General features: G+C 69.4%; 22 protein-coding genes and 1 riboswitch. Of the genes, 8 read left to right on the forward strand and 14 right to left on the reverse strand.

Annotated features, from left to right (window positions below):
- Positions 1 to 2: 2 nt before the first annotated feature.
- Genes FFI97_RS08030 through FFI97_RS08045 form a run of 4 tightly spaced genes read right to left on the reverse strand, consistent with a single transcriptional unit; the run spans position 3 to position 4,795 of the window.
- Positions 3 to 884 (reverse strand): ABC transporter substrate-binding protein, encoded by an 882-nt coding sequence (locus tag FFI97_RS08030; RefSeq protein ID WP_139703762.1) that lies wholly within the window; start codon positions 882 to 884, stop codon positions 3 to 5.
- Complete coding sequence (locus FFI97_RS08035; protein ID WP_070060494.1) at positions 881 to 1,462, reverse strand: bifunctional adenosylcobinamide kinase/adenosylcobinamide-phosphate guanylyltransferase; 582 nt, start codon at positions 1,460 to 1,462, stop codon at positions 881 to 883. Before FFI97_RS08035 ends, FFI97_RS08030 begins: the two co-directional genes overlap by 4 nt.
- Positions 1,449 to 2,846 carry a cobyrinate a,c-diamide synthase gene (locus FFI97_RS08040; protein ID WP_139703760.1) on the reverse strand — a complete coding sequence of 466 codons (1,398 nt, stop codon included), beginning with the start codon at positions 2,844 to 2,846 and terminating at the stop codon, positions 1,449 to 1,451. The genes FFI97_RS08035 and FFI97_RS08040 overlap by 14 nt, the downstream gene beginning before the upstream one ends.
- Complete coding sequence (locus tag FFI97_RS08045; RefSeq protein ID WP_139703758.1) at positions 2,831 to 4,795, reverse strand: TonB-dependent receptor domain-containing protein; 1,965 nt, start codon at positions 4,793 to 4,795, stop codon at positions 2,831 to 2,833. Before FFI97_RS08045 ends, FFI97_RS08040 begins: the two co-directional genes overlap by 16 nt.
- Before the next feature lie 71 nt (positions 4,796 to 4,866).
- Positions 4,867 to 5,108: riboswitch (cobalamin riboswitch) on the reverse strand.
- A gap of 132 nt (positions 5,109 to 5,240) precedes the next feature.
- Between FFI97_RS08045 and FFI97_RS08050 the strand changes: the two genes are divergently transcribed.
- From FFI97_RS08050 to FFI97_RS08065, 4 genes are all read left to right on the forward strand, one after another.
- Complete coding sequence (locus tag FFI97_RS08050; RefSeq protein ID WP_056581479.1) at positions 5,241 to 5,468, forward strand: hypothetical protein; 228 nt, start codon at positions 5,241 to 5,243, stop codon at positions 5,466 to 5,468.
- Positions 5,465 to 5,815 (forward strand): cell division protein ZapA, encoded by a 351-nt coding sequence (locus FFI97_RS08055; protein ID WP_139703757.1) that lies wholly within the window; start codon positions 5,465 to 5,467, stop codon positions 5,813 to 5,815. Before FFI97_RS08050 ends, FFI97_RS08055 begins: the two co-directional genes overlap by 4 nt.
- A 289-nt stretch (positions 5,816 to 6,104) precedes the next feature.
- Positions 6,105 to 6,932 (forward strand): sulfite exporter TauE/SafE family protein, encoded by an 828-nt coding sequence (locus tag FFI97_RS08060; protein WP_139703755.1) that lies wholly within the window; start codon positions 6,105 to 6,107, stop codon positions 6,930 to 6,932.
- Positions 6,933 to 7,005: 73 nt separating this feature from the next.
- A complete protein-coding gene (locus tag FFI97_RS08065) occupies positions 7,006 to 7,431 on the forward strand; it encodes a universal stress protein (protein ID WP_139703753.1) in 426 nt (141 codons plus the stop codon).
- Between the two features lie 45 nt (positions 7,432 to 7,476).
- Here the strand turns inward: FFI97_RS08065 and FFI97_RS08070 are convergent, their stop codons facing one another.
- Positions 7,477 to 8,442, reverse strand: coding sequence for a helix-turn-helix domain-containing protein (locus FFI97_RS08070; protein WP_139703751.1), 966 nt, complete (start codon positions 8,440 to 8,442; stop codon positions 7,477 to 7,479).
- A gap of 179 nt (positions 8,443 to 8,621) precedes the next feature.
- Between FFI97_RS08070 and FFI97_RS08075 the strand changes: the two genes are divergently transcribed.
- The gene (locus FFI97_RS08075) at positions 8,622 to 9,626 is read left to right on the forward strand and encodes a carbon-nitrogen hydrolase family protein (RefSeq protein WP_139703749.1); all 1,005 of its coding nucleotides are present in this window, start codon (positions 8,622 to 8,624) and stop codon (positions 9,624 to 9,626) included.
- A 20-nt stretch (positions 9,627 to 9,646) separates the two neighbouring features.
- Positions 9,647 to 10,711, forward strand: a complete 1,065-nt coding sequence (locus FFI97_RS08080) for a phenylacetaldoxime dehydratase family protein (RefSeq protein WP_139703747.1) — start codon at positions 9,647 to 9,649, stop codon at positions 10,709 to 10,711.
- 21 nt (positions 10,712 to 10,732) lie between these two features.
- Here FFI97_RS08080 and FFI97_RS08085 read toward each other — a convergent pair whose 3' ends face one another.
- The 8 genes from FFI97_RS08085 to FFI97_RS08120 all read right to left on the reverse strand — a co-directional run bounded on the left by FFI97_RS08085 (position 10,733) and on the right by FFI97_RS08120 (position 18,509).
- Positions 10,733 to 12,277, reverse strand: a complete 1,545-nt coding sequence (locus tag FFI97_RS08085; RefSeq protein ID WP_139703793.1) for a malonate--CoA ligase — start codon at positions 12,275 to 12,277, stop codon at positions 10,733 to 10,735.
- A 27-nt stretch (positions 12,278 to 12,304) separates the two neighbouring features.
- Entirely contained in the window at positions 12,305 to 13,087 is a 783-nt protein-coding gene (locus tag FFI97_RS08090) for an enoyl-CoA hydratase/isomerase family protein (protein WP_139703745.1), read from the reverse strand.
- Positions 13,084 to 14,073, reverse strand: a complete 990-nt coding sequence (locus FFI97_RS08095; RefSeq protein ID WP_062480542.1) for a Bug family tripartite tricarboxylate transporter substrate binding protein — start codon at positions 14,071 to 14,073, stop codon at positions 13,084 to 13,086. The genes FFI97_RS08090 and FFI97_RS08095 overlap by 4 nt, the downstream gene beginning before the upstream one ends.
- A gap of 93 nt (positions 14,074 to 14,166) precedes the next feature.
- Positions 14,167 to 15,633: a malonyl-CoA decarboxylase gene (locus FFI97_RS08100; protein ID WP_139703743.1), complete on the reverse strand. Its 1,467-nt coding sequence runs from the start codon at positions 15,631 to 15,633 to the stop codon at positions 14,167 to 14,169.
- A gap of 43 nt (positions 15,634 to 15,676) precedes the next feature.
- Positions 15,677 to 16,345, reverse strand: a complete 669-nt coding sequence (locus FFI97_RS08105; RefSeq protein ID WP_062480546.1) for a GntR family transcriptional regulator — start codon at positions 16,343 to 16,345, stop codon at positions 15,677 to 15,679.
- 190 nt (positions 16,346 to 16,535) lie between these two features.
- The gene (lgt, locus tag FFI97_RS08110; RefSeq protein WP_139703741.1) at positions 16,536 to 17,366 is read right to left on the reverse strand and encodes a prolipoprotein diacylglyceryl transferase; all 831 of its coding nucleotides are present in this window, start codon (positions 17,364 to 17,366) and stop codon (positions 16,536 to 16,538) included.
- Between the two features lie 57 nt (positions 17,367 to 17,423).
- Positions 17,424 to 17,693, reverse strand: a complete 270-nt coding sequence (locus FFI97_RS08115) for a hypothetical protein (protein WP_139703739.1) — start codon at positions 17,691 to 17,693, stop codon at positions 17,424 to 17,426.
- Positions 17,694 to 17,735: 42 nt separating this feature from the next.
- Positions 17,736 to 18,509, reverse strand: coding sequence for an SDR family oxidoreductase (locus FFI97_RS08120; protein WP_139703737.1), 774 nt, complete (start codon positions 18,507 to 18,509; stop codon positions 17,736 to 17,738).
- 140 nt (positions 18,510 to 18,649) lie between these two features.
- Here FFI97_RS08120 and FFI97_RS08125 point away from each other — a divergent pair, with 140 nt between their 5' ends.
- A complete protein-coding gene (locus tag FFI97_RS08125) occupies positions 18,650 to 19,588 on the forward strand; it encodes a LysR family transcriptional regulator (protein WP_139703791.1) in 939 nt (312 codons plus the stop codon).
- Positions 19,589 to 19,591: 3 nt separating this feature from the next.
- Here the strand turns inward: FFI97_RS08125 and FFI97_RS08130 are convergent, their stop codons facing one another.
- Positions 19,592 to 20,533, reverse strand: coding sequence for a LysR family transcriptional regulator (locus FFI97_RS08130; RefSeq protein WP_139703735.1), 942 nt, complete (start codon positions 20,531 to 20,533; stop codon positions 19,592 to 19,594).
- Between the two features lie 104 nt (positions 20,534 to 20,637).
- On the opposite strand from FFI97_RS08130, the gene ilvD reads away from it, so the two are divergent.
- Positions 20,638 to 22,332 (forward strand): dihydroxy-acid dehydratase, encoded by a 1,695-nt coding sequence (gene ilvD, locus FFI97_RS08135; protein ID WP_139703733.1) that lies wholly within the window; start codon positions 20,638 to 20,640, stop codon positions 22,330 to 22,332.
- Position 22,333: the final 1 nt, after the last annotated feature.

A 22,333-nucleotide genomic window follows, 5' to 3' on the forward strand; every position in this document is an offset into this window, starting at 1 on the left:
GCTCACCGCCCCTTGTCCGACAGGCACTGTGCCATCAGGCGCGCGGCCTCGTCCATGCGCGGGCCGGGTCGCACGACCACGTCGGTCTGCTCGGCGTCGAAGCGGCACACGCGGCCTTCGCGCACCGCGCGGATGCCGCCCCAGCCGGGTCGCTGCTCCAGCCCCATCGCGCTGCGCACGCTGACCATGATGAGGTCGGGGTTCGCGCGCACGACGAACTCGGGGTTGAGCTTGGGAAAGGGGCCGAGCGACGCCGGCACGATGTTCTTCACGCCCAACCGCGCGAGCGTCTCGCCGATGAAGGACGAATCGCCCGCCGCATAGGGGCCGGTGTTGACCTCGAAGTACACGCGCAGGCCCTTGGCGCTGGCCGGTAGCGACTGTGCCGCGGCCGACACGGCCGCGTCGATGGCGCGCCACACGGCGGGCGCCTCGTGCGTGCCGAGCACCTGGTCGAGCGCGCCCAGCACGCGGCGCACGTCGGCATGGCTCTTGGGTTCGAGCACGATCACCTTCAAGCCCAGTGCCTCGAGCCGCTGCGTGACGCGCGACGACTTGGCGAGCAGCACCACGTCGGGCTTGAGCGCGACGATGGCTTCGACGTTCGGATCGATCCCGCCGCCAAGCTGCGGCAGCGCGCGCACCTGCGCGGGCGAGTTGGAATAGCGGTCGACGCCGATCAGGCGGTCGCAGGCGCCGAGCGCGCAGACGCCTTCGGTCAGCGACGGCAGCAGCGAGACGATGCGCTGCGGCGGCTGCGCCAGGTGCACGGTGACGCCGCGCTCGTCGACCACATCGACGGCCTGCGCAGCCTGCGCGCACACCACCAACGCCAGGCCGAGCGAGAGCGCGCGCAGCCAGGTCTTCACGGATTCGAACTTCATGCGCCGGGCGCCTTCAGCGTCAGCGGCAGGCCGGCGACCATCAGCGTCGCGCGGTGGCAGGCGGCCGCCACGTCCTGGTTCAGCCGGCCGAGCACGTCGACGAAGGCGCGGGTCTCGCGGCCCAGCGGGATCACGCCCAGGCCGATCTCGTTGCCCACCAGCACCACGGGCCCGCGCGCCTCGCGCAGCGCGATGAGCAGCAGCGTGGCGTGCGCCGAGGGCGTGCGCGTGACCACCGCGGCGCCTTCGGTGCGCAGCGGCATCAGCAGGTTGGTGAGCCACAGCGTGAGGCAGTCGACCACCACGAGCGTGTCGGGCGCGCTCTGCGTGACGATGGCGCGCCCCAGCTCGATCGGCTCCTCGAGGGTCTGCAGGCCGGGCACGCGCTCGGCGCGGTCGGCCTGGTGGCGGGCGATGCGCTCGCGCATCTCGTCGTCGTGGGCCTGCGCGGTGGCGATCAGCACCGCGCGGCGCGATGCGGGCGCCTGGGCCAGCCAGTCGGCCGCGCGCTGTTCGGCGCGGCGCGACTTGCCGCTTTTCTGGCCGCCGAGGATGAATTCGTGCTCAGTGAGGGGCATCGGGGGGCGCCTGTGCGGCGTGGCTGTCGAGTTCGAGGGGCATGGCGCTGAAGAGCCGCGCGGTCGCTTCCGGGCTGGACGCGAACCACGCATGAAAGTAGCTCGCGCGCACCGGCCCGTGCACGTACAGCGCCTCGCCGCCGCGCGTGCCGACGGTGCGCGCGGCAGGCGCGAGCGGCGTCTCGCAGCGCGAGTAGTGGAAGGTGTGGCCGCGCAAGGCATGCGCGCCCAGGTCGAGCTGCTGCGGGCCGAGGCCGGCCAGCCGCTTCTGCATGACGGCCCGCCCCGGCAGCACGCCCCAGAGGCGGTGCACGTCGGTCGGCTCGGCGTCGTCGCGCGTGGCGAGTTCGTCGAACAGCGCCATCATGCCGCCGCACTCGGCCCAGATCGGCTTGCCGGCCGTGACGTGGTTGGCGAGCGAGAGCCGCAGCCGGTCGCTGGCCGACAGCACGGCCGCATGCAGCTCGGGGTAGCCGCCGGGCAGCCAGGCGGCGTCGCACGGCGGCAGCGGTTCGTCGGCCAGCGGCGAGAAGAACGCGAGCCGCGCACCGAGGGCTTCGAGCACCTCGAGGTTGGCCGGGTAGATGAACGAGAACGCCGTGTCGCGCGCGATGGCGATGGTGCGTCCGGCCAGCAGCGGCGCGACGGGCGCCGTCGGCGCGGGCTCGAAGCGCACCTGCGGCAGCTGCCCGGGCGCGCGCTGACCCAGCGGCGTGGCGGCGAGCACGTCGGCCGCGGCATCGAGCCGCACCATCGCGTCGCCGAGTTCGGCGGCGCCGACCAGTCCCAGGTGGCGTTCGGGCAGCGCGAAATCGGCGCTGCGCGGCAATGCACCGAGCCAGTCGCCGGGTTCGCGCAATGCGTCCTTCAGCATGTCGGCATGGCGCTCGCCGGCCACGCGGTTGGCGAGCACGCCGGCCCAGGGCAGGCCCGGGCGGAAGTTCTGCAGGCCGTAGGCCAGCGCGCCGAAGGTGCCGGTCATGGCCTGGGCGTCGATCACGGCCAGCACCGGCAGGCCCAGGCGCTCGGCCAGCTCGGCCGCGCTGGGCGTGCCGTCGAACAGCCCCATCACGCCTTCGACGATCACCAGGTCGGCCTCGCACGCGGCGGCATGCAGGCGCGCGCGGCAGTCGGCCTCGCCGGTCATCCACAGGTCGAGCGAATGCACCGGCGCGCCGGTCGCCAGCGCGAGCCAGTGCGGATCGAGGAAGTCGGGACCGCACTTGAAGGCCCGCACACGGCGGCCCTGGCGCACGTGCAGCCGCGCCAGCGCGGCCGCGACCGTGGTCTTGCCCTGCCCCGAGGCCGGCGCGGCCACGAGCACCGCGGCGCAGGTGACGGCTGCGCCGGGCAAAGGGCGGCGGGTGTTTACTGCGGAGTCCACTTGAGTCCGACGTACGCGGTACGGCCCCCGGTGGCGTAGAGCCGTGCGAACTGGTAGTCCTTGTCGCCCACATTGTCCACGCGCGCCACGAGGTTCAGGTCGCGCATGATCTGCTTGCTGGCCGACAGGTTCAGCAGCGTGTAGCCGCCGAGCTTGACGGTGTTGGCCGCGTCGTCATAGCGCTTGCCCGAGCTCTGGAGCTCGGCGCCCAGCGTCCAGCCGGCGATGCGCCAGTCGGCGCCCAGCGTGCCGTGGGCCCGGGCGCGGCGTGCCAGCAGGTGGTCGGTGGCGAGGTCGCGCGGGTCCTGGTAGTCGAGCGAGGCGCGCAGCGTGACGTCGCCGATGCGGTGGCCGCCCGTGAGCGTCACGCCCTGGTAGCGCGCACGCGCCGTGCTGGCATAGCAGCCGAACGACGACTGGCAGCCCTTGGCGCTGCCGTCGAACACGATCAGGTTCTGCACGCGGTTGCGGTACAGCACGATGCCGGCCTGCGTGGCGCCGGCCGTGTACTGCAGGCCCAGCTCGACGTTGCGGCTCGATTCGGGCTGCAGGCTCGCCAGGCCGTACTCGCTGAAGCGCTGGTACAGCGTGGGCGCGCGGAACGCGGTGCCGGCCGACACGGTGGCGCGCAGGCTCGGCGTGATCGCGTAGCCGTAGGCGGCGCTGCCGGTGGTCTTGCCGCCGAACTCGCTGTCGTCGTCATGGCGCACGTGCAGCTGCAGCGAATGCGGGCCCTTCACGTAGCCGTAGCCCAGTGCGGCGGCGTTCTGCGAGCGGTCGCGCGAGAACAGCTTGGCCGAGGTGGTGGGCGCATTCTCGAGCACGTCTTCGCGGCGCTCGAGCGTGGCGGTCACCAGGTGCGCGCCGAAGCGGAATTCGTTCTGGAACAGGTAGCCGCGCAGGCGGGTTTCGGTGCGATAGAACGAGGGCTGGGTCTTGTAGACGGTCTGCGAATCGGTCACCTGCAGGCGGGTGCTGTAGATGTCGTTCCACTTGGCTGACCAGGTCAGGCCGGCGGTGCGCAGCTCGTTGGTCGACAGGTCGTTGCGGAAGGTGATCGGCGGCTTGGTGCGAAAGCTCACCGACGGGTCGTAGGCGGCCTCGGTGTTGCTGGTGAGCAAGGTGGCGTCGATGCGCTGGTCGGGCGTGATCTGGAAACCCAGCTTCAGGTTGCCCGAGGTGCTGCGGTAGCCGTCGCGGTCGGGGTTGGTGAAACCGTCCTTCGAGGGCGTGCGCTTGGCGATCGGCTGGATGTTGAAGCCCTTGCTTTCTTCATGCGCCACGCCGAACGAGTAGTCGAGCAGGCCCGACTTGCCGCTCACGCCGCCTTCGATCCGGCGCAGGCCGTGGCTGCCGAAGCCGATGCCGGCGTAGGGCGACACGCCCTCCTCGCCGCGTTTGGTGAAGAGCTGGATCACGCCGCCCACGGCGTCCGAGCCGTACACCGCGGCGGCCGGGCCGCGCAGCACTTCGATGCGGTCGATCTGCGCGAGCGGAATGCCTTCCCAGCCGGCGCCGCCGGTCGATTGCGAATCGATGCGCACGCCGTCCAGGTAGACCGCGGTGAAGCGCGATTCGGCGCCGCGGATGAACACGCTGGTGGCGTTGCCCACGCCGCCGCTGCGCGAGATCTCCATGCCGGGCAGGCGCGCCAGCACGTCGGCCACGCCGGTCGCGCCGCTGCGCTCGATGGTCTTGCGGTCGATGACGGAGACATCGCCCACCAGGTCCGACAGCGCCTGCGGCGTGCGGTTGGCGGTGACGACGGTCTCGTCGAGCGTGGCGGCAGCGGGTGCGGATGCGGTTGCTGCGGCTTGCGCCTGCGCGGCCAGCGGCAGCAGGGCCAGGCCGCCGAAGGCCGAAGCCAGGGCGAGCGTCAGCGGCAGGCACGCGGGACGGTTGCGGCGCACGCTGGCGCGGCCGCTGGAGAGGGAAACACAGGAAATCATGGGGTGAACCGAACGAACTTCTATGCCCTGGCCGGCTTCCCCGCCGGCGCCATGGGCGTCATGGCTGCCGATGCGGCAGCCGCCTTGTTGGCCGGTATCCGGGCTGGCAGATCGACCCTTTGCCGCCTTCCCAGGCACCTGTTTCAGGGCGCCCAGTGGCTGGATGGAAAGGGGTGACGCGTTGCGGCGTCGTCTGCTTGACCGTTGCGGGGGCAGCGCAGGCGGCTTCGGCCCCGGGGGGCGTCCACTCCTGCTTCCCGTTGAACTGCGCCGTGCGAACCACGCCGCGAGCACCAACGGGCAGGATTTTAGGCCCACGGGGCGCACACACCACACCGGGTTTGATCACGAGCGGCGCAGGCCCCAGAATCTCGGCCACGTCCGGTGCGCGCCCCGCGCGGTGCGCCGGATGTTCCGAATTCCCGGGAAACTACAATCGCCAACCATGCCCGCCTCCAGCCCCATCGACCAGATCGCCGAGCGTGTGGAACGCCTGCTCGTGCGTCACGAAGAGGTGCAGCGCACCAACGCGCTGCTGCAGGAACAGGTCGATGCGCTCACGCGTGAACGCGACGGCCTGAAGTCGCGGCTCGCCGCGGCCCGCACCCGCCTCGATGCCCTGCTCGAACGGCTGCCGGCCGAACCCCCTTCCGAAGATTCCCATCACGCATGAAGCAGATTGAAGTACAGATCATGGGCCAGAGCTATTTGCTCGGCTGTCCCGACGGCGGCGAAGCGCAATTGCGCGAGGCCGTCGACCGCGTGGACGCGGCCATGTGCAAGATCCGCGACGCAGGCAAGGTGAAGGCCCGCGATCGCATCGCGGTGCTCGCCTCGCTGAACCTGGCTTTCGATCTCGCGGCCCAGCAGGCCAGTTCTGCCGCTGCTGCCGCCGCACCGGCCCCTGCCGTTGCACCTGCAACGAGCACCGACGAAACCTCCGGTGACACCGACCCGCAGGCCGCCCAGCTCATTCAGAGACTCGATCAGGCCCTGGCGGGCGATGGACATTTGCTCTGAGGGCACGCGGCCCGGCACATCCGGGGCGTAAAATCCGTTTTGTCTGCAGACGTGTCGGGCTTAATATTTCCTTGTTCCAATGCTCTCCGGAGCCGGGCTTGGTACATCGCTTGACGGGCGTGATCATCTCGCGTCAGATGAACCCGAAGTCCTGCTGCCCTCGCCCACCTGAACCCTGGTTCAGGATGCGGGTCCGGCACACCATCTGCAGACACCTTTTCCCGCCACGGCCCCCTGCTTCACCGCACGGGGCCGTTGCTTTTTCAGCCGCTCTTTTTCCCAACACCCCGTGAACTTCACCGCCCTGCTCGACCCGCTCCTGATCGCCGAACTCGCCGCGCTCGGCCTGGGCACCGGTTTCCTCGCGGGCCTCTTGGGCATCGGCGGCGGCATGCTGATGGTGCCGTTCATCACGATCATCATGGGCCAGCGCGGCGTGCCGGCCGACCTCGCGGTGAAGATGGCGATCGCGACCTCGATGGCGACGATCATCTTCACGTCGGTGTCCAGCGTGCGCGCGCACCACAAGCGCGGTGCGGTGCGCTGGGACATCGTGCAGCGCCTGGCCCCCGGCATCGTCATCGGCAGCCTCGCGGGCAGCCTGGGCGTGTTCGCGCTGCTCAAGGGCACGGCGCTGGCCATCTTCTTCGCGCTGTTCGTGGGCTTCTCGGCCACGCAGATGTTCCTCGACAAGAAGCCCAAGCCCACGCGCCAGATGCCCGGCACCGGCGGCCAGCTCGCGGCGGGCGGCGTCATCGGCTTCATCTCGGGCCTGGTGGGCGCGGGCGGCGGCTTCATCAGCGTGCCGTTCATGACCTGGTGCAACGTGGCGATCCACAACGCGGTGGCGACCAGTGCGGCGCTGGGCTTTCCCATTGCGGTGGCCAACGTGCTGGGCTATGTGCTCAGCGGCCAGTCGGTGCAGGGCCTGCCGGCTGGCGCCTTCGGCTACATCTGGCTGCCCGCCCTCGTGGTGATCGCAGCCTGCAGCGTGTTCACCGCCCCGCTGGGCGCCAGAGCCGCGCACAGCCTGCCGGTGAAAAAGCTCAAGCGCGTGTTCGCGAGCATCCTGTACCTGCTGGCCGCCTACATGCTCTGGAAGGGCCTGCGGGGCTGAGGCATATCAAACACCCCGTGGCTTTCCTGTGCCATCCTATGCGGCACTTGTTCACAGTCGTAGAAGGAAAGCCATGAAAATCCTCATTGCAGTCGACGGCAGCGCCTACACGCAAAAGGCCCTCAACTACCTGCTCGCCAACCGCGCCATGTTCGTGGACGGCCATGAATTGGTGGTGGTCAATGTCTGCACCGGCATCTCCGGCCACGTGGCGCGCCACCTGAGCAAGGAAATCGTCGCCGATTACTACGCCGAGGAAAACGCCAAGGTGCTCGACCCGGTGAAGGCCTGGTTCGCCGAAAAAGGCGTGGCCAACTTCACCGCCGACGCGCGCCACGGCCACGCGGCCGAGGAAATCCTCAAGTCGGCCACCGAATCGAAGGCCGAGCTGATCGTGCTGGGCACGCACGGCCACGGCATCCTGGGCCGCGCGCTGATGGGCTCGGTCGCGACCAAGGTCGTGGCCGAGACCGACATCTCGGTGCTGCTGGTTCAGTAAGAAGACCCGGTCACCCCGGCGACGGCCGCTGCGCCGTGGCCGCGGTCACTGCGGCGAGCGCTGCTGCCGCCATTCGCGCGGCGAACATCCGAAGCGCTCGCGAAACGCGCGGCTGAAATGCGCCGCGTCGTTGAACCCCCTCCCGTACGCGATCTCTCCCACGGGCCGCCCTGCCAGGCGCGGCTCCAGCAGGTCGCGGCTGCATGCGTCGAGCCGGCGCTCCCAGATGTACTGCGAGGGCGTCAGCGGCTCGCTCTTGAACACGCGGTGGATGTGGCTCACCGACATGCCCAGCTGCGCCGCCAGCGTGCCCACCGACAGCGTCGGATCGGCCAGCTGCTCGTCGATGCGCTGCTTCACGCGCGCGAGGTGGTACGCCGTGAGCTTGCTGAGCGCCGGTGCGTGCGCCGCGGGCAGCGTCTGCAGGCCGGCCACGAGGATGTTCTGCACGCCATGGGCCACCGCCAGCGCCGAGGCCGGCTGCAGCGCGTCGAAGTCCTCGCGCAGCGTGCGGATCATGCCCAGCAGCAGGTGCCCCGCGCCCTCGCGCCCCGACACCGTGGTGGCCGTGAGCGCCTCGGTGTCGCGCAGTTCGCTGCGCAGCCGCTCGCCGGGCAGCTTGAGCACGATCTGCTCGAAGGGCTGGTCGAACAGCAGCTGGTAAGGCCGCGTGCTGTCGTACAGCGCGAAGTCGCCGGCGCCGAGCACGGCGTCGCGCCCGTCCTGGCGCACCACGCCCTGCCCGCGCGCCTGGATGCTCACGAGAAAACAGTCGTCGCTCGACGCCGCGATGTGGCCCGGCGTGCGCATCACCTTCTGCGCCCGCGAGGTCACGACCGACATGCCGAGGCCGGGCAGCGCATGCTGGCGGATGCTGCCCTCGAAGTCGCCGCCGTCGCCGGGGCGCACCGCGTCGCATTCGAGCTGCACGTAGACGTTGCAGATCATGTCGGTCCAGTACGCGAGCCGCTGGTCGCGCGGGACGGCATCGGTGCTGAGCAGGGGGGTCATCGGGGTCCTCGGAGCGCCTTCGCAAGGCGCATGCAACGCTGGAACAAGAACGCCGCCAATCCGGGTCAAGGCGTTCCGGCGGCGCGAATTTACGCTTCATGCAACCCGCATGCCACCGCGCAAACCCGGTGCGCACAGTGGGGATTTCGTTACGTTCATTGCCCTCTGGAGAACACCCCATGCCGACCACCGTCCACCCCAAGCTCCGCGTCGCCGCCGTGCAGGCCGCGCCTGTTTTCCTCGACCTCGACGCCACCATCGACAAGACCATCGACCTCATGGCGCAGGCCGCGAAACAGGGCGTGCAGCTCATCGCCTTTCCCGAGACCTGGGTGCCGGGCTACCCGTGGTGGGTCTGGCTCGACTCGCCGGCCTGGGGCATGCAGTTCGTGCAGCGCTACCACGACAACTCGCTGGTCATCGGCTCGCCCGAGTTCGAACGCCTGCAGGCGGCGGCGCGCCAGCACAAGATCTGGCTCTCGCTCGGCTACAGCGAGAAAGCGGCGGGCAGCCTCTACATCGCGCAGGCGCTGATCGACGACCAAGGCCGCACCGTGCAGACGCGCCGCAAGCTCAAGCCCACGCACGTGGAACGCACCGTGTTCGGCGAAGGCGACGGCGCCGACCTGCACGTGGTCGAGACGCCGCTGGGCAACATCGGCTCGCTGTGCTGCTGGGAACACCTGCAGCCGCTGAGCAAGTACGCGATGTACGCGCAGAACGAGCAGATCCACTGCGGCGCGTGGCCGAGCTTTTCGCTCTACCGCGGCGCGGCCTACGCGCTGGGCCATGAGGTCAACAACGCCGCGAGCCAGGTGTATGCGGTCGAGGGCGGCTGCTTCGTCATCGCGCCCTGCGCCACGGTGTCGAAGGCCATGAGCGAGCTGATGTGCACCGACGACGGCAAGCGGCAGATGCTGGGCGTCGGCGGCGGGCATGCGCGCATCTATGGCCCGGACGGCTCGCCGCTGGGCACGCCGCTGGCCGAGGACGCCGAAGGCCTGGTGATCGCCGACATCGACCTCGGCATGATCGCGCTCGCCAAGGCGGCGGCCGATCCGAGCGGTCACTATTCGCGGCCCGACGTCACGCAGCTGCTGCTGAACAAGACGCGGCGCACACCCGTGGTGGTGCAGCTCACGCCGGAGCCCGAGGGCAGCGTGCCCGAGCCGGTCGTGGCCTGAGCCGACCACGGAGCCGCACCATGGAATCGGCCATCCCCGAGCACCTGCGCTGCCCGCGCACCCGCGAGCGCCGCGTGGCAGACGACCACACGCCACCCTCCCCCGGCTGGTCGGCGCGCGCGCCCGCGGCGACGACCCAGGTCGTGATGGGCTACTTCGGCGTGCAATCGCACGGCCCGGCGATGCAGGGCCGGGCCTGCGCCGCGCTCCTGAAGATCGCTGGCGACTTCGCCCTGCCCGACGGCCCCGGTCACCACGACCTGGCCCACTGCGTCGACGCCGACGGGTACGACAACCTGATCGCGATCGCCTACTGGCACGATGCAGCGGCGTTCGCGCGCTGGTGTGCCACGCCCACCATCGAGGCCTGGTGGAACGCCGACGAGCGCTTGCATGAAGGCCTCGGCTACTTCCGCGAAATCGCGTCCCCGCGTGCTGCGCACTTCGAGACCCTGTTCAGCACGCCCGACCGCCTTGAGGGCATCGGCGTGGTGATGGGCGGTGTGAGCGGCGAACTGCAGGAGCACGGCTACTGGGGGTCGATGCGCGATCGACTCCCGCTCGCGCAGGCAGACGCGCTCGCGCCTTCGGGCACGCGCGCGGTGATCGCCGACACGCCTGCGTCAGGCCGGCGCGTGCGCATCGCGGGCCACACGCACCTCGCGATGATCCGTTCGGGCCAGGAGTGGACCGAGACCACCGGCCAGGAACGCCAGCTCTACCTGGAAGACATGGCCCCGGTGCTGCGCGAAGGCATGGACTTCCTGCGCGACCAGGGCCTGCCCATCGGCTGCTACAGCAACCGCTTCATGCACCACCTCGACGCACACGGTGCACCGCTGCAGAAGTCTTTCGGTCTGAGCTACTGGCGCTCGCTGGCCGACATGGAGCGCTGGGCCGAGTCGCACCCGACGCACGTCGCGATCTTCGGCAGCTTCATGCGCTACGTGCAGGCGCTGAACTTCGAGCTGCGCCTGCGCCTGTACCACGAGGTGTCGGTGCTGAAGGCCGACGAGCAAAGCTACGAGTACATCAACTGCCACGCGCGCAGCGGGCTGATGAACGGGCTCGCGCCCGCCGCCTGAAGCCCGGGCGCGCGGCGGGGCTCAGGCGGCGAACAATCCCTTGTGCTCCGCGCGCAGCAGCGCCTTCTGCACCTTGCCCATCGTGTTGCGCGGCAGCTCCGGCACGACGAAGCAGCGCTTGGGGATCTTGAAGTTCGCCAGCTTGGCCTTGAGCTCGGCCACGATGGCGTCGGCGTCGATCGTGGCGCCGCCCTTGGGGATCACGATGGCCACGCCCACCTCGCCGAAGTCGGGGTGCGGCACGCCGATGACGGCGCTTTCGGCCACGCCGGCCATCTCGTTGATGTAGCCCTCGATCTCGGCCGGGTAGACGTTGTAGCCGCCGCTGATGATCAAATCTTTGCTGCGTCCGACGATGGTGATGTAGCCGCGCCCATCGATCTTGCCCACGTCACCGGTCTTGAAGAAGCCGTCGGCGGTGAACTCTTCCTTCGTCTTCTCGGGCATGCGCCAGTAGCCGGCGAACACGTTGGGGCCCTTGACCTGGATGCCGCCGATCTCGTCGACCGGCAGGTCCTTGCCCTCGTCGTCGCGCACGCGCAGTTGCACACCGGGCAGCGCGAAGCCGACGGTGCCGCCACGGCGCTCGCCCTTCTTGGCGTCATACGGGTTGGACGTGAGCATGGCGGTCTCGCTCATGCCGTAGCGCTCGAGGATGGTGTGGCCGGTGCGCTCGCGCCATTCGTCGAAGGTCTCGATGAGCAGCGGCGCCGAGCCCGCGACGAACAGGCGCATGGTGCGCACCGCCTCGCGCGTGAGGCCCGGCTCGGCCAGCAGGCGCACATAGAGCGTGGGCACGCCCATGAACACCGTGGCCTCGGGCAGCTTGGCGACGATGCGCTTGGGGTCGAACTTCGAGAACCACAGGATCTTGCTGCCGTTGAGCAGCGCACCGTGCAGCGCCACGAACAGGCCGTGCACGTGGAAGATCGGCAGCGCGTGGATCAGCACGTCGCCCTTCGTCCAGCCCCAGTAGTCCTTGAGCACTTCGGCGTTCGACAGCAGGTTGCGGTGCGTGAGCATCGCGCCCTTGCTGCGGCCGGTGGTGCCGCTGGTGTACAGGATGGCGGCGAGGTCGTCGGGTTTCTTGACCGCCACGGTGTGGCGGTCGCTGCAGCGCGCCGCCGCGTCGAGCAGCGTGCCGGTGCGGTCGTCGTCCAGCGTGAACACATGGCGCGTGCCGGCCGCCTCGGCGATGGGGCGCACCCAGGCCGCGTTGCGGCCGGTGCACACGACCACGGCGGGCTCGGCGTTGCCGATGAAGTACTCGATCTCGGCGCTTTGGTAGGCCGTGTTGAGCGGAAGGAACACGTAGCCCGCGCGCAGGGTCGCGAGGTACAGCAGCATGGCTTCGACCGATTTCTCGACCTGCACGGCGACGCGCGCACCCTTCTCGAGTTTCAGGCCGTCGAGCAGGTTGGCGATCATCGCGCTGGCGCGGTCGAGGTCGCGCCACGAATAGTGCAGGCCGTTCTCGGTCTCGACCGCGATGGCATCGAGGTCGGCGGGAAAGGCGGCGCGCAAGGCGGCGAACAGGTTGGCGTTGGGGGAGGACTTCGTCTTCATCATCTTCGTCATCATCAAACGGCAGGCTCAGGAAGGTCGGAAATTCGGAGGGCGCTTGCCCAGGAAGGCATCGATGCCCTCGCGGTGCTCGGCGGTGTCGGCATAGTCATACGCGGTGGCCAGCAGCTGCTGCGCCGCCGCGCCGCCGCTCTTCAGTGCGGTGAAGGTGGCCTTGTGCAGGCGCGCGGCCTGCGGCGACAGCGCGGCAATGCGCGCCGCATGGGCCTGCGCGGCAGCGGGCACTTCGGCGTCGGGCAGCACGTGCAAGAGAAAGCCGGCGTCGTACAACCGCTGCGCGCCATGCACGCCGGCGGCCAGCAGCATGTCGCGCGCCAGCACGTCGCCGATGGCGCCATGCACCAGCGCGGCTTCGCGCGGCGCCATGGGGAAACCCAGCTTCGCGATCGGCGCGCCGAACTTCGCCGACGCACCGGCCAGGCGGATGTCGCAGCAGCTGGCGATCTCGACGCCGGCGCCCATGCAGGCGCCTTCGATCTGGGCCACCAGCGGCAGCGGGCAGTCGAGCATCGCCTGCAGCGCGGCCCAGACTTCGTTCTCGTGGAATTCGCGCAGGCTCGCTTCCTCGAAGCGGAACGAGGGGTACTCGGAGATGTCGCCGCCCGCGCAGAAGGCACCGCCCTCCCCGCGCACGACGACGCAGCGCAGCGCGGTGTCACTGTGCAGGCCGTCGAACACCGCGCGCAACTCGCGCCACATGGCGCGCGTCATCGCATTGAGACGCCCCGGGTTCGACAGCGTGACGAGCGCCACGGCGCCTTCGCGGCGCAGCGAGACCTGCCGCTCGGTCATTCGAGCTTGGCGCCCGAGGCCTTCACGACGGTGGCCCATCGCTTGATCTCGGCGTTGACGAAGCGGCCGTAGGCGGCGTTCGTGACGTTCGGGATCTCGGAGCCGTTCTGGGCCCAGATGGCCTTCAGCTCGTCGGTGCCCAGCGCCTTCTTCATCGTGTCGATGATCTGCGTCTGCGCTTCGGCCGGCGTGCCCTTGGGCGCCCACAGGCCGTACCAGGTGGTGACGGTGTAGTCGGGCAGCCCCACTTCGGCGGCGCAGGGCACGTCGGGGAATGCGGGGTTGCGCTTGGCGCCGGCGACCATCAGCGCCTTGATGCGGCCGCCCTTGATGTGCTGCGCGGAGGAACCCAGGCCGTCGAACATCAGGTCGACGTTGCCCGCGATCAGGTCGGACAGCGCCGGGCCCGCGCCGCGGTACGGAATGTGGGTGATGAAGGTGCCGGTCTGCAGCTTGAACAGCTCGCCCGCCAGGTGGTGCGAGGTGCCCGAGCCGGCCGAACCGTAGTTGAGCTTGCCGGGGTTGCGCTTGGCGGTGGCAATCAGCTCCTGGATGGTCGCGGCCTGCACCCGCTTCGGGTTGACCACCACCACCTGCGGCACGTTGGCCAGCAGCATCAGGGGCACGAAGTCTTTTTCGAGGTCGTAGTCGAGCTTGGGGTAGATCGACGGCGCGATCGCGTGGTGCACGGCACCCATGAAGAGCGAGTAGCCGTCGGCCGGCAGCTTGGCCGCGATGCTCGCGCCCACGGTGCCGCCCGCGCCGCCGCGGTTGTCGATGACCAGCGTCTGGCCCGCCGCGCGGGAGAACTGCGCCGACAGCGGGCGCGCGAAGGCGTCGGTGCCTCCGCCGGCCGGGAACGGCACCACCATGGTCACGGGCTTGGTCGGCCAGCCCTGGGCACGTGCGCCACCGCACAGGGCCACGGCCCCGGCTGCTGCGGCGACGCGCAGCACATCGCGTCGTTGAAAACTCTGTTGCGTCATCTGTCTCGTCTCCTGTCGTCGTCGTTGTAGATGTTGCCGCCCTCCGGCGGTCAAGGTGCGGGCCGCAGCGCTGCCGCGGCGAAGCGAACGGACTCAGCCTTTTTTGAGGAACAGGCCTTCGATGTCTCCCGAAACCGCGATCTTGCCTTCGGCCAGCCAGGCGCGATGCCGGTCCAGGCGCTTGAGGTCGTACAGGTAGTTGACCATGAGGCCGTACGACTGCTTGAGCCCCTTGGCCGACGGATCGCCGGCCCAGTTGAGCCGTTCGACGCGCGCGCCGTTGCCCAGGTGGAAGCGCGCCACCGGGTCGGCCGGCGTGCCGTCGACCAGCGTGCGGCCCAGGTACTCGGCGGTGGCCTGCAGCAGCCATTGGCGCAGCGGCGATTTCGCGTCGAGTTCTGCGGCCGCATCAACCGCAGCCAGCAGGCGCTCGGCCGTGGGCGGAACCGAACCGACGAGGCGGCCGAGTTCGGCTTCGCGCTTCTCGTCCAGGCGCGGCAGCAGCTCGCCGGCGTTCTTGGCGAGCCACGCGCGCAGGCCCGGAATGGGCGACAGCGTGGCGAAGGTCTTCAGGCGCGGCAGTTCGTCCTGCAGGGTTTCGACCACGCGCTTGATGAGCGAGTCGCCGAAGCTCACGCCGCGCAGGCCGGTTTGCGTGTTGCTGATCGAATAGAAGATCGCGGTGGTCGCCTTGGCCGGCTGCACCGGCGCGGCGGCCTCGTCGAGCAGCGGCATGATGCCTTCGCTGATGCGGTCGACCAGCGCCACCTCGACGAAGATCAGCGGCTCGTTCGGCAGGCGCGGATGGAAGAAGCCGTAGCAGCGGCGGTCGCTGTCATCGAGCCGGTTCTTCACGTCGGACCAGCTCTTGATGTCGTGCACCGCCTCGTAGCGGATGAGCTTCTCGATCAGCGAGGCCGGCGAGTTCCAGTCGATGCGGCGCAGCTCGAGAAAAGCCACGTCGAACCAGGTGGAAAACAGGTGCTCCAGCTCGGCCTCGAGCGCGAGCAGGCGCTTGTCGGACTTCAGGCACGGCAGCAGGTCGGCGCGCAGGTCGACCAGGAAGCGCATGCCGCCGGGCTCGACCGCAAAGCGCTGCAGCAGCCGCATGCGCGGCGACACCAGCGCGCGGCGCAGGCGCAACTCGGCCTGCCCTTCGTCGGGCGTGCCGACGGCGCTCTGGTGCTGGTCGCGCGCGCTCTTGAGCTTGCCCGCGTCGGCGGCGAAATGCTCGCTCATGAGCGCCCAGTAGTCGCGGCGCTCTTCGGGCGACGCGCCGGCGTAGGCCTGCGCGATGGCATGGGCGCGGCGGCCGCCCTCGACCTCGCTCACGCGCGGATCGATCACCGCCTGCAGCTCGGCCAGCACGCGGCGCAGCGTGCGCGGCGACAGCGCCTCGTCGGCCTTGCGCAGCGTGGCCTGCAGCCGCTCGGCGGTGGTGCGGGCGCTGGGCTTGGGCGTGTGACGGGCCGGGACTTTCGTGGCGCCGTTGCTCGCCATGGGAACCTTGGACGATTCGCCCATGCGCAGGCGCGCCTGGAACCACTCGGTCGCACTCATCGATCTGCTCCTGTGCCGTTGGCTGTGTCGGTGCTGATGCGTGTCACGGCATCACCCTGGATTTCTGCTGTTGCATGACTTCGCGCAAGGCTTCGCGCTGGCGCGTCATGTGGGTGCGCATGGCGGCGTCGGCGCCTTCGCTGTCGCGCGCCTTGAGCGCCGCGAACACGGCCAGGTGCTCCGACAGGCTCTGGTCGAGCCGCCCCGGCGCGTGCAGCTGCTGCAGCCGCGCGAGCTTCAGGATCTTGCGCAGGTCGCCGATCACCTGGGCCAGCCACTTGTTGTCGGCGAGCTTGATGATCGCCTCGTGAATGATGTGGTTGGTGGCGTAGTAGTCGTTGATGCGCCGCGCCTTGGCGTGGCGCACCAGGCGCTCGTGCAGCGCGTCGAGCTCGTTCAGCTCGGCGTCGCTGGCGTTGCGCGCGGCTTCGTAGGCGCAGCGCCCTTCGAGCAGCGCAATGACCGGAAAGATCTCGTCGAGGTCGCGCTCGGTCACCTCGTTCACGAAGCAGCCGCGGCGCGGCTCGTGGCGCAGCAGGCCTTCGGCCGTGAGCACCTTCAGCGCCTCGCGCAGCGGCGTGCGCGAGATCGACAGCCGCTCGCACAGGGCCACCTCGTCCACGAAGCTGCCGGGCGACAGCGTGCCGTCGAAGATCTGCTCGCGCAGCGTGGCGGCGACTTCGTCGTGGAGGGAATTGGGGACCAGGCGCATGCGTTGAAGACTCGGAAAGTCGGTGGGCGTTTCGCGTAATTTCCTGTAATTACGCATAATTGTGAGTGCATGGTTAACGCAATGCAAGGGCCGCGCCCTGCCCTTGCGGCCCGGAATTACCCTGAGACGGACGAAAAAAACGGCGCACACCCGAAGGTGTCGCGCCGCGTTGTGCGGGGGGCGTGGAGCGTCAGGCGCGCGCGGTGCTGCCCGTCTTGCCGGCGCGGCCGAACCAGATCCACAGCGCAATGCCACCGATCACCATCGGCACGCTGAGCCACTGGCCCTGGCTCAGGCTGAGCGCGCGCAGGCCCAGGAAATCGTCGGGCTCGCGGAAGTACTCGGCCACGAAGCGCAGCACGCCATAGCCGATGAGGAACACCGCGGCCACCTGGCCCTGCTTGCGCTCCTTGCGCGCATAGAGCCACATCACGACGAACAGCAGCAGCCCTTCGAGCAGGAACTGGTAGACCTGCGACGGATGACGCGGCAGCATCGAACCGCTTTGCGGGAACACCATGCCCCACGGCAGCTCGGGGCTGCTGAAGCGGCCCCACAGCTCGCCGTTGATGAAGTTGCCCACGCGGCCCGCGGCCAGGCCGGTCGGCACGCAGGGCGCGACGAAGTCCATCACCTGCCAGAACGGCCGCGCACGCGAGCGCGCAAACCACACCATGGCGCCGATCACGCCGAGCAGGCCGCCATGGAAGCTCATGCCGCCCTGCCACACGTACAGGATCTCGAGCGGGTGCGTGAGGTAGTACTCGGGCTTGTAGAACAGGCAGTAGCCGAGCCGGCCGCCGACGATCACGCCCATGACACCCAGGAACAGGATGTCCTCGATGTCCTTGCGTTGCCACACGCCGGCCGTGGCCAGCGAGCGGAACGGCTCGTGGTGCAGGCGGCGCGTGCCCAGGAAATAAAACAGCGCGAAGGCCGCCAGGTAGGTCAGGCCGTACCAGTGGATGGCCACCGGCCCCAGCTGCAAGGCGATGGGATTGATCTGCGGATACATGAGCATCCGACGATTGTGCCGTGGCGCAATGACGCCGCCGCCACGGGGGCATTCAGGGCAATGTCAGCGCCCGAACTTCCACCACAGCAACCCCGCCACCAGGGCCGGCACCGCGAAGATGAACAGGAAGATCGGCAGCTCCTCGGCCACCGAGTACCCGGCCTTGAGCACGCCCACGGCCATGTTGATGCCCGCGCCGACGAACCACGCCGGAATGAACCACTTGGCCGCCGCGGCCAGCGCCATCGCCGAGCCGTCGCCCATAAAGCGGCCGCCCAGAAGAAACACCACCAGCAGCGCGAAGCCGCCCCCCATCACCATGACTGTGTGCATCTGCGTTGTCCTCCTGGGCGCATCTTGCCGGATATCGGCGGGTCAGCGCGTGGTGTAGCCACCGTTGGCGAAGATCGTCTGGCCCGTGATCCACCAGCCCTCGGTGACCAGGAAGCGCACGATGGGCGCGATGTCCTCGATGTCGGTGAGGCCCTTCTTCGAGTACTTGCTGAGCGCGGCGGCGCTGCTGTGGTACGCCACGGCCTCGGGGCTTTCCTGGCCGTAGAAGAACGGCGTGTCCATCGGGCCCGGGCCGATGGCGTTCACCGAGATGCCGCGCTCGCCGAACTCCTTGGAGGCGGCGCGCGTGAAGTGCTCCACCGCCGCCTTGGCCGCCGGGTAGATGGCATAGAACGGCGTGTAGGCCGCCAGCAGCGAGCTCACCAGCGTCACGATGCTGCCGCCGTCGGCCAGCGTGCGGCCGGCCTGCTGGATGAAGAAGAAGGCGGCCTTCGAATTGGCGTCGAAGCTCTTGTCGTAGTCGGCCTCGGTGATGTCCAGGATCGGCTTCTTGATCACCACGCCCGCCGTGTTGATCGCCAGGTCGACCTGGCCGAAATGCTTCACGGCCTGGTCGAACAGCTTCACGTTGTTCTCGACCACCGCGAGGTCGCCCTGCACCAGCAGCGTGTCGGCGCCCTTGGCCTTCAGCGCGGCGGCCGTCTGCTCGGCCTCGGCGCGCGAGCCGTCGCTGTTGTAGTGGATGGCGATGCCGCGGGCCCCGCCGTCGACCAGCTGGTGGGCGATGAGGGCACCGAGGTTCTTGCCACCGCCGGCGATGACGGCGACCTTGTTCGTGAGCGTGCGTGCGGACATGGATGGATTCCTCTGAGTGAGTGAAAGACCCGGGACGGGATGTGTGACGAGCCGCCAGTCTATTGATCGCCAAGTTGCAGATAAATCATTCATTCAAGGCTAAACTGTTCTTGAAACCACGAACAATCAGCCCCGCCGCCATGGACCGCATCGAACTCCTCCAGGTCTTCCTGCGCGTGGCCGAAACCGGCAGCTTCACGCGCGCCGCCGACCGGTTGGCGCTTCCGCGCGCCACCATCTCGACCGCCATCCAACAGCTCGAGGCCCGCCTGGGCTCGCGCCTGCTGCACCGCACCACGCGCCGCGTGGGCCTCACGCCCGACGGCGAGGTGCTGCTCGAGCGGGCCCGCGCGCTGGTGGCCGACATGGAAGACATGGAGCAGCAGTTCCAGCCCGCGCACAGCAGCGTGAGCGGCCGGCTCAAGGTCGACGTGCCCAGCCGCATCGCACGCCTGCTGATCGCGCCTGCGCTGCCCGATTTCTTTGCACGCCACCCGGCGGTCGAGCTCGAGCTGGGCTCCAGCGACCGCGCGGTCGACCTCGTGCTCGAAGGCGTGGACTGCGCCCTGCGCGTCGGCCCGCTCGCCAGCAGCAGCCTCGTGGCCCGGCCGCTGGGGCATTTCACGCTCATCAACTGCGCCAGCCCCGCCTACCTCGCGCGCCACGGCACGCCGCGCACGCCGGCCGACCTGCCGCAGCACATGGCGGTCAACTACGCCTCGCCGACCAGCGGCCGGGCCGCACCGTGGGAATGGCAAGTGCGCGACGGCGAGACCCAGGTGCTGCGCCTGCGCAGCCAGGTGGCGGCGAACAACGCCGAGACCTACATCGCCTGCGCGCTGGCAGGGCTGGGGCTGATCCAGATCCCGGCCTACGACGTGCGCGAGCACCTCGCGGCCGGCGAGCTGGTGGAAGTGCTGCCCGACGCGCGCGCCGAGCCGCTGCCGGTGCACCTCGTCTACCCGCACCGGCGCAACCTGTCGCGGCGGGTGCAGGCCTTCGCGGGCTGGCTCGACACGCTGCTGGCGGCCACACTCGATGCGCCCTCGCCGGCCGGCCGGACGGCGCGCAGCGCCTGAGCCTTACGCCGGCACGCGACCGGCTCGCTCGCGCACGAAGGCCACGAAGCGCGCCAGCGCCGGGTGCGCCGCCTGCGCGGGCCATACGAGGCTGGTCTCGCACACCGGCAAGGTCACGCGGCGGCGCCCCACGCCCTTGAACTCGTGGACCTGCCGGTAGACCACGCCCGCGCGCCGGAACTGCATCACGCTGTGCGGCACCCAGGCCGCGCCGATGCCGCCCGACACGAGGTTGACGATGGTCTGCATCTGGATCGCCTCCTGCGCCACCTGCGGCGTGCGCCCGGCCGCGTGGTACAGGTCGAAGATCGCGTCGTGCAGCGAGGGCACGATGCGGCGCGGAAAGATCACCAGCGGCTCGTCCAGCACCTCGGCCAGCGGCACCGGCCGCGCCTCGGCCAGCCGGTGCTGGGCGGGCAATGCGAGCACCAGCGGCTCCACCTCGACCGGCAGGCAGGCCAGCCCCGGCGGCGCGGCGCCCGGCGAATGCAGCATCAGGCCGGCGTCGATCTCGCCGCGCGCGAAGGCTTCGAGCTGCACGTCGCCGGTGGCTTCGACCAGCTCCAGCGCCACCTCGGGGCACAGCACGCGGAACTCGCGCACCCAGGCCGGCAGTTGCTCGAACCCGACCGTCGAGACGAAGGCGATCCGCACCCGCCCCACCTGCCCTGCCGCCGCCGCACGCGCCCGCGCCGGCAGCGCCTGGGCGCGCGCCAGCAGCTCGCGCACGTCGGGCAGCAACGCCTCGCCGGCCGGCGTGAGCGCCACGCGCCTTCGGGTGCGGTCGAACAGCACCACGCCCAGCGTCTTTTCGAGCTGGGCAATGGCCTGCGTGACCGGCGGCTGCGTCATGTGCAGGCGCTGGGCGGCGCGGCCGAAGTGCAGTTCTTCGGCCACGGCCACGAACTGGCGCCAGGCGCGCAGGTCGATGAGGGCTTCATTCATATGCCAAGCATATCAATCCGCGCTTCAAATTGGATTGGAACCAATCAATCAGAAGTCCGATACTTGGCGCTCCCCTCACGATCTCCCACGACAGAAGAGACACCATGGACACCAAGACCATCCAGATCAATCGCCGCAGCGCGAACATCACCGAAGGCAAGAGCCGCGCCCCCAACCGCTCGATGTTCTACGCCATGGGCTACGAGGAAGGCGACTTCAAGAAGCCGATGGTCGGCGTCGCCAACGGCCACAGCACCATCACGCCCTGCAACTCGGGCCTGCAGAAGCTGGCCGACGCGGCCATCGCGGGCATCGAAGAAGCCGGCGGCAACGCGCAGGTGTTCGGCACGCCCACCATCTCCGACGGCATGGCGATGGGCACCGAAGGCATGAAGTACTCGCTGGTGAGCCGCGAGGTCATCTCCGACTGCATCGAGACCTGCGTCGGCGGCCAGTGGATGGACGGCGTGCTGGTGGTCGGCGGCTGCGACAAGAACATGCCCGGCGGCCTCATGGGCATGCTGCGCGCCAACGTGCCCGCCATCTACGTCTACGGCGGCACCATCCTGCCGGGCCGCTACAAGGGCCAGGACCTGAACATCGTCAGCGTGTTCGAAGCCGTGGGCCAGAACGCCGCCGGCAACATGAGCGACGAAGATCTGCACGAGATCGAGAAGCGCGCCATTCCCGGCACGGGCTCGTGCGGCGGCATGTACACGGCCAACACGATGTCGAGCGCGTTCGAGGCGCTGGGCATCTCGCTGCCCTACTCGTCGACCATGGCGAACCCGCACGACGAAAAGGCCAACTCGGCCAAAGAATCGGCCAAGGTGCTGATCGAGGCGATCAAGAAAGACCTGAAGCCGCGCGACATCGTGACCAAGAAGGCCATCGAGAACGCCGTGGCGGTCATCATGGCCACCGGCGGCTCGACCAACGCGGTGCTGCACTTCCTGGCCATCGCTCACGCCGCTGGCGTGGAGTGGTCCATCGACGACTTCGAGCGCATGCGCAAGAAGGTGCCCGTGATCTGCGACCTGAAGCCCTCGGGCAAGTACCTCGCGGTCGACCTGCACCAGGCCGGCGGCATTCCGCAGGTCATGAAGGTGCTGCTCAAGGCCGGCCTGCTGCACGGCGACTGCATCACCATCAGCGGCCAGACCATCGCCGAAGTGCTCAAGGACGTGCCCGACGTGCCGCGCGCCGACCAGGACGTGATCCGCCCCATCGACAACCCGATGTACGAGGAAGGCCACCTGGCCATCCTGAAGGGCAACCTGTCGCCCGAAGGTGCCGTGGCCAAGATCACCGGCCTGAAGAACCCGGTCATCACCGGCCCGGCCCGCGTGTTCGACGACGAGCAGTCGGCGCTGCAGGCCATCCTGGCTGGCAAGATCGTCGCCGGCGACGTGATGGTGCTGCGCTACCTCGGCCCCAAGGGCGGCCCGGGCATGCCGGAAATGCTGGCCCCCACGGGTGCGCTGATCGGCGCGGGCTTGGGCGAAAGCGTCGGCCTCATCACCGACGGCCGCTTCTCGGGCGGTACCTGGGGCATGGTGGTCGGCCACGTCGCGCCCGAAGCGGCGGCGGGCGGCACCATCGCGTTCGTCAACGAAGGCGACTCGATCACCATCGACGCGCACGAACTGAAGCTCGAACTCAACGTGCCCGAAGCCGAACTCGCCAAGCGCCGCGAAGGCTGGGCGCCGCCGGCCCCGCGCTACACGCGCGGCGTGCAGGCCAAGTTCGCGTTCAACGCCTCGAGCGCGAGCTCGGGTGCGGTGCTCGACAAGTTCTGAA

The sequence above is a fragment of the Variovorax sp. KBS0712 genome (assembly GCF_006323185.2).
In the GTDB taxonomy this organism is placed as follows: Bacteria; Pseudomonadota; Gammaproteobacteria; order Burkholderiales; family Burkholderiaceae_C; genus Variovorax; species Variovorax boronicumulans.

Excerpts from the sequence above, each read along its gene's own strand:
- FFI97_RS08035 (WP_070060494.1), bottom strand. The coding sequence starts at position 1,462 with ATGCCCCTCACTGAGCACGAATTCATCCTCGGCGGCCAGAAAAGCGGC.
- FFI97_RS08045 (WP_139703758.1), bottom strand. The coding sequence starts at position 4,795 with ATGATTTCCTGTGTTTCCCTCTCCAGCGGCCGCGCCAGCGTGCGCCGC.
- FFI97_RS08070 (WP_139703751.1), bottom strand. The coding sequence starts at position 8,442 with ATGACCCCCCTGCTCAGCACCGATGCCGTCCCGCGCGACCAGCGGCTC.
- ilvD (WP_139703733.1), top strand. The coding sequence starts at position 20,638 with ATGGACACCAAGACCATCCAGATCAATCGCCGCAGCGCGAACATCACC.
- FFI97_RS08105 (WP_062480546.1), bottom strand. The coding sequence starts at position 16,345 with ATGCGCCTGGTCCCCAATTCCCTCCACGACGAAGTCGCCGCCACGCTG.
- FFI97_RS08125 (WP_139703791.1), top strand. The coding sequence starts at position 18,650 with ATGGACCGCATCGAACTCCTCCAGGTCTTCCTGCGCGTGGCCGAAACC.
- FFI97_RS08090 (WP_139703745.1), bottom strand. The coding sequence starts at position 13,087 with ATGACCGAGCGGCAGGTCTCGCTGCGCCGCGAAGGCGCCGTGGCGCTC.
- FFI97_RS08080 (WP_139703747.1), top strand. The coding sequence starts at position 9,647 with ATGGAATCGGCCATCCCCGAGCACCTGCGCTGCCCGCGCACCCGCGAG.
- lgt (WP_139703741.1), bottom strand. The coding sequence starts at position 17,366 with ATGCTCATGTATCCGCAGATCAATCCCATCGCCTTGCAGCTGGGGCCG.
- FFI97_RS08050 (WP_056581479.1), top strand. The coding sequence starts at position 5,241 with ATGCCCGCCTCCAGCCCCATCGACCAGATCGCCGAGCGTGTGGAACGC.
- FFI97_RS08120 (WP_139703737.1), bottom strand. The coding sequence starts at position 18,509 with ATGTCCGCACGCACGCTCACGAACAAGGTCGCCGTCATCGCCGGCGGT.
- FFI97_RS08130 (WP_139703735.1), bottom strand. The coding sequence starts at position 20,533 with ATGAATGAAGCCCTCATCGACCTGCGCGCCTGGCGCCAGTTCGTGGCC.
- FFI97_RS08095 (WP_062480542.1), bottom strand. The coding sequence starts at position 14,073 with ATGACGCAACAGAGTTTTCAACGACGCGATGTGCTGCGCGTCGCCGCA.
- FFI97_RS08065 (WP_139703753.1), top strand. The coding sequence starts at position 7,006 with ATGAAAATCCTCATTGCAGTCGACGGCAGCGCCTACACGCAAAAGGCC.
- FFI97_RS08085 (WP_139703793.1), bottom strand. The coding sequence starts at position 12,277 with ATGAAGACGAAGTCCTCCCCCAACGCCAACCTGTTCGCCGCCTTGCGC.
- FFI97_RS08055 (WP_139703757.1), top strand. The coding sequence starts at position 5,465 with ATGAAGCAGATTGAAGTACAGATCATGGGCCAGAGCTATTTGCTCGGC.
- FFI97_RS08075 (WP_139703749.1), top strand. The coding sequence starts at position 8,622 with ATGCCGACCACCGTCCACCCCAAGCTCCGCGTCGCCGCCGTGCAGGCC.
- FFI97_RS08100 (WP_139703743.1), bottom strand. The coding sequence starts at position 15,633 with ATGAGTGCGACCGAGTGGTTCCAGGCGCGCCTGCGCATGGGCGAATCG.
- FFI97_RS08030 (WP_139703762.1), bottom strand. The coding sequence starts at position 884 with ATGAAGTTCGAATCCGTGAAGACCTGGCTGCGCGCGCTCTCGCTCGGC.
- FFI97_RS08115 (WP_139703739.1), bottom strand. The coding sequence starts at position 17,693 with ATGCACACAGTCATGGTGATGGGGGGCGGCTTCGCGCTGCTGGTGGTG.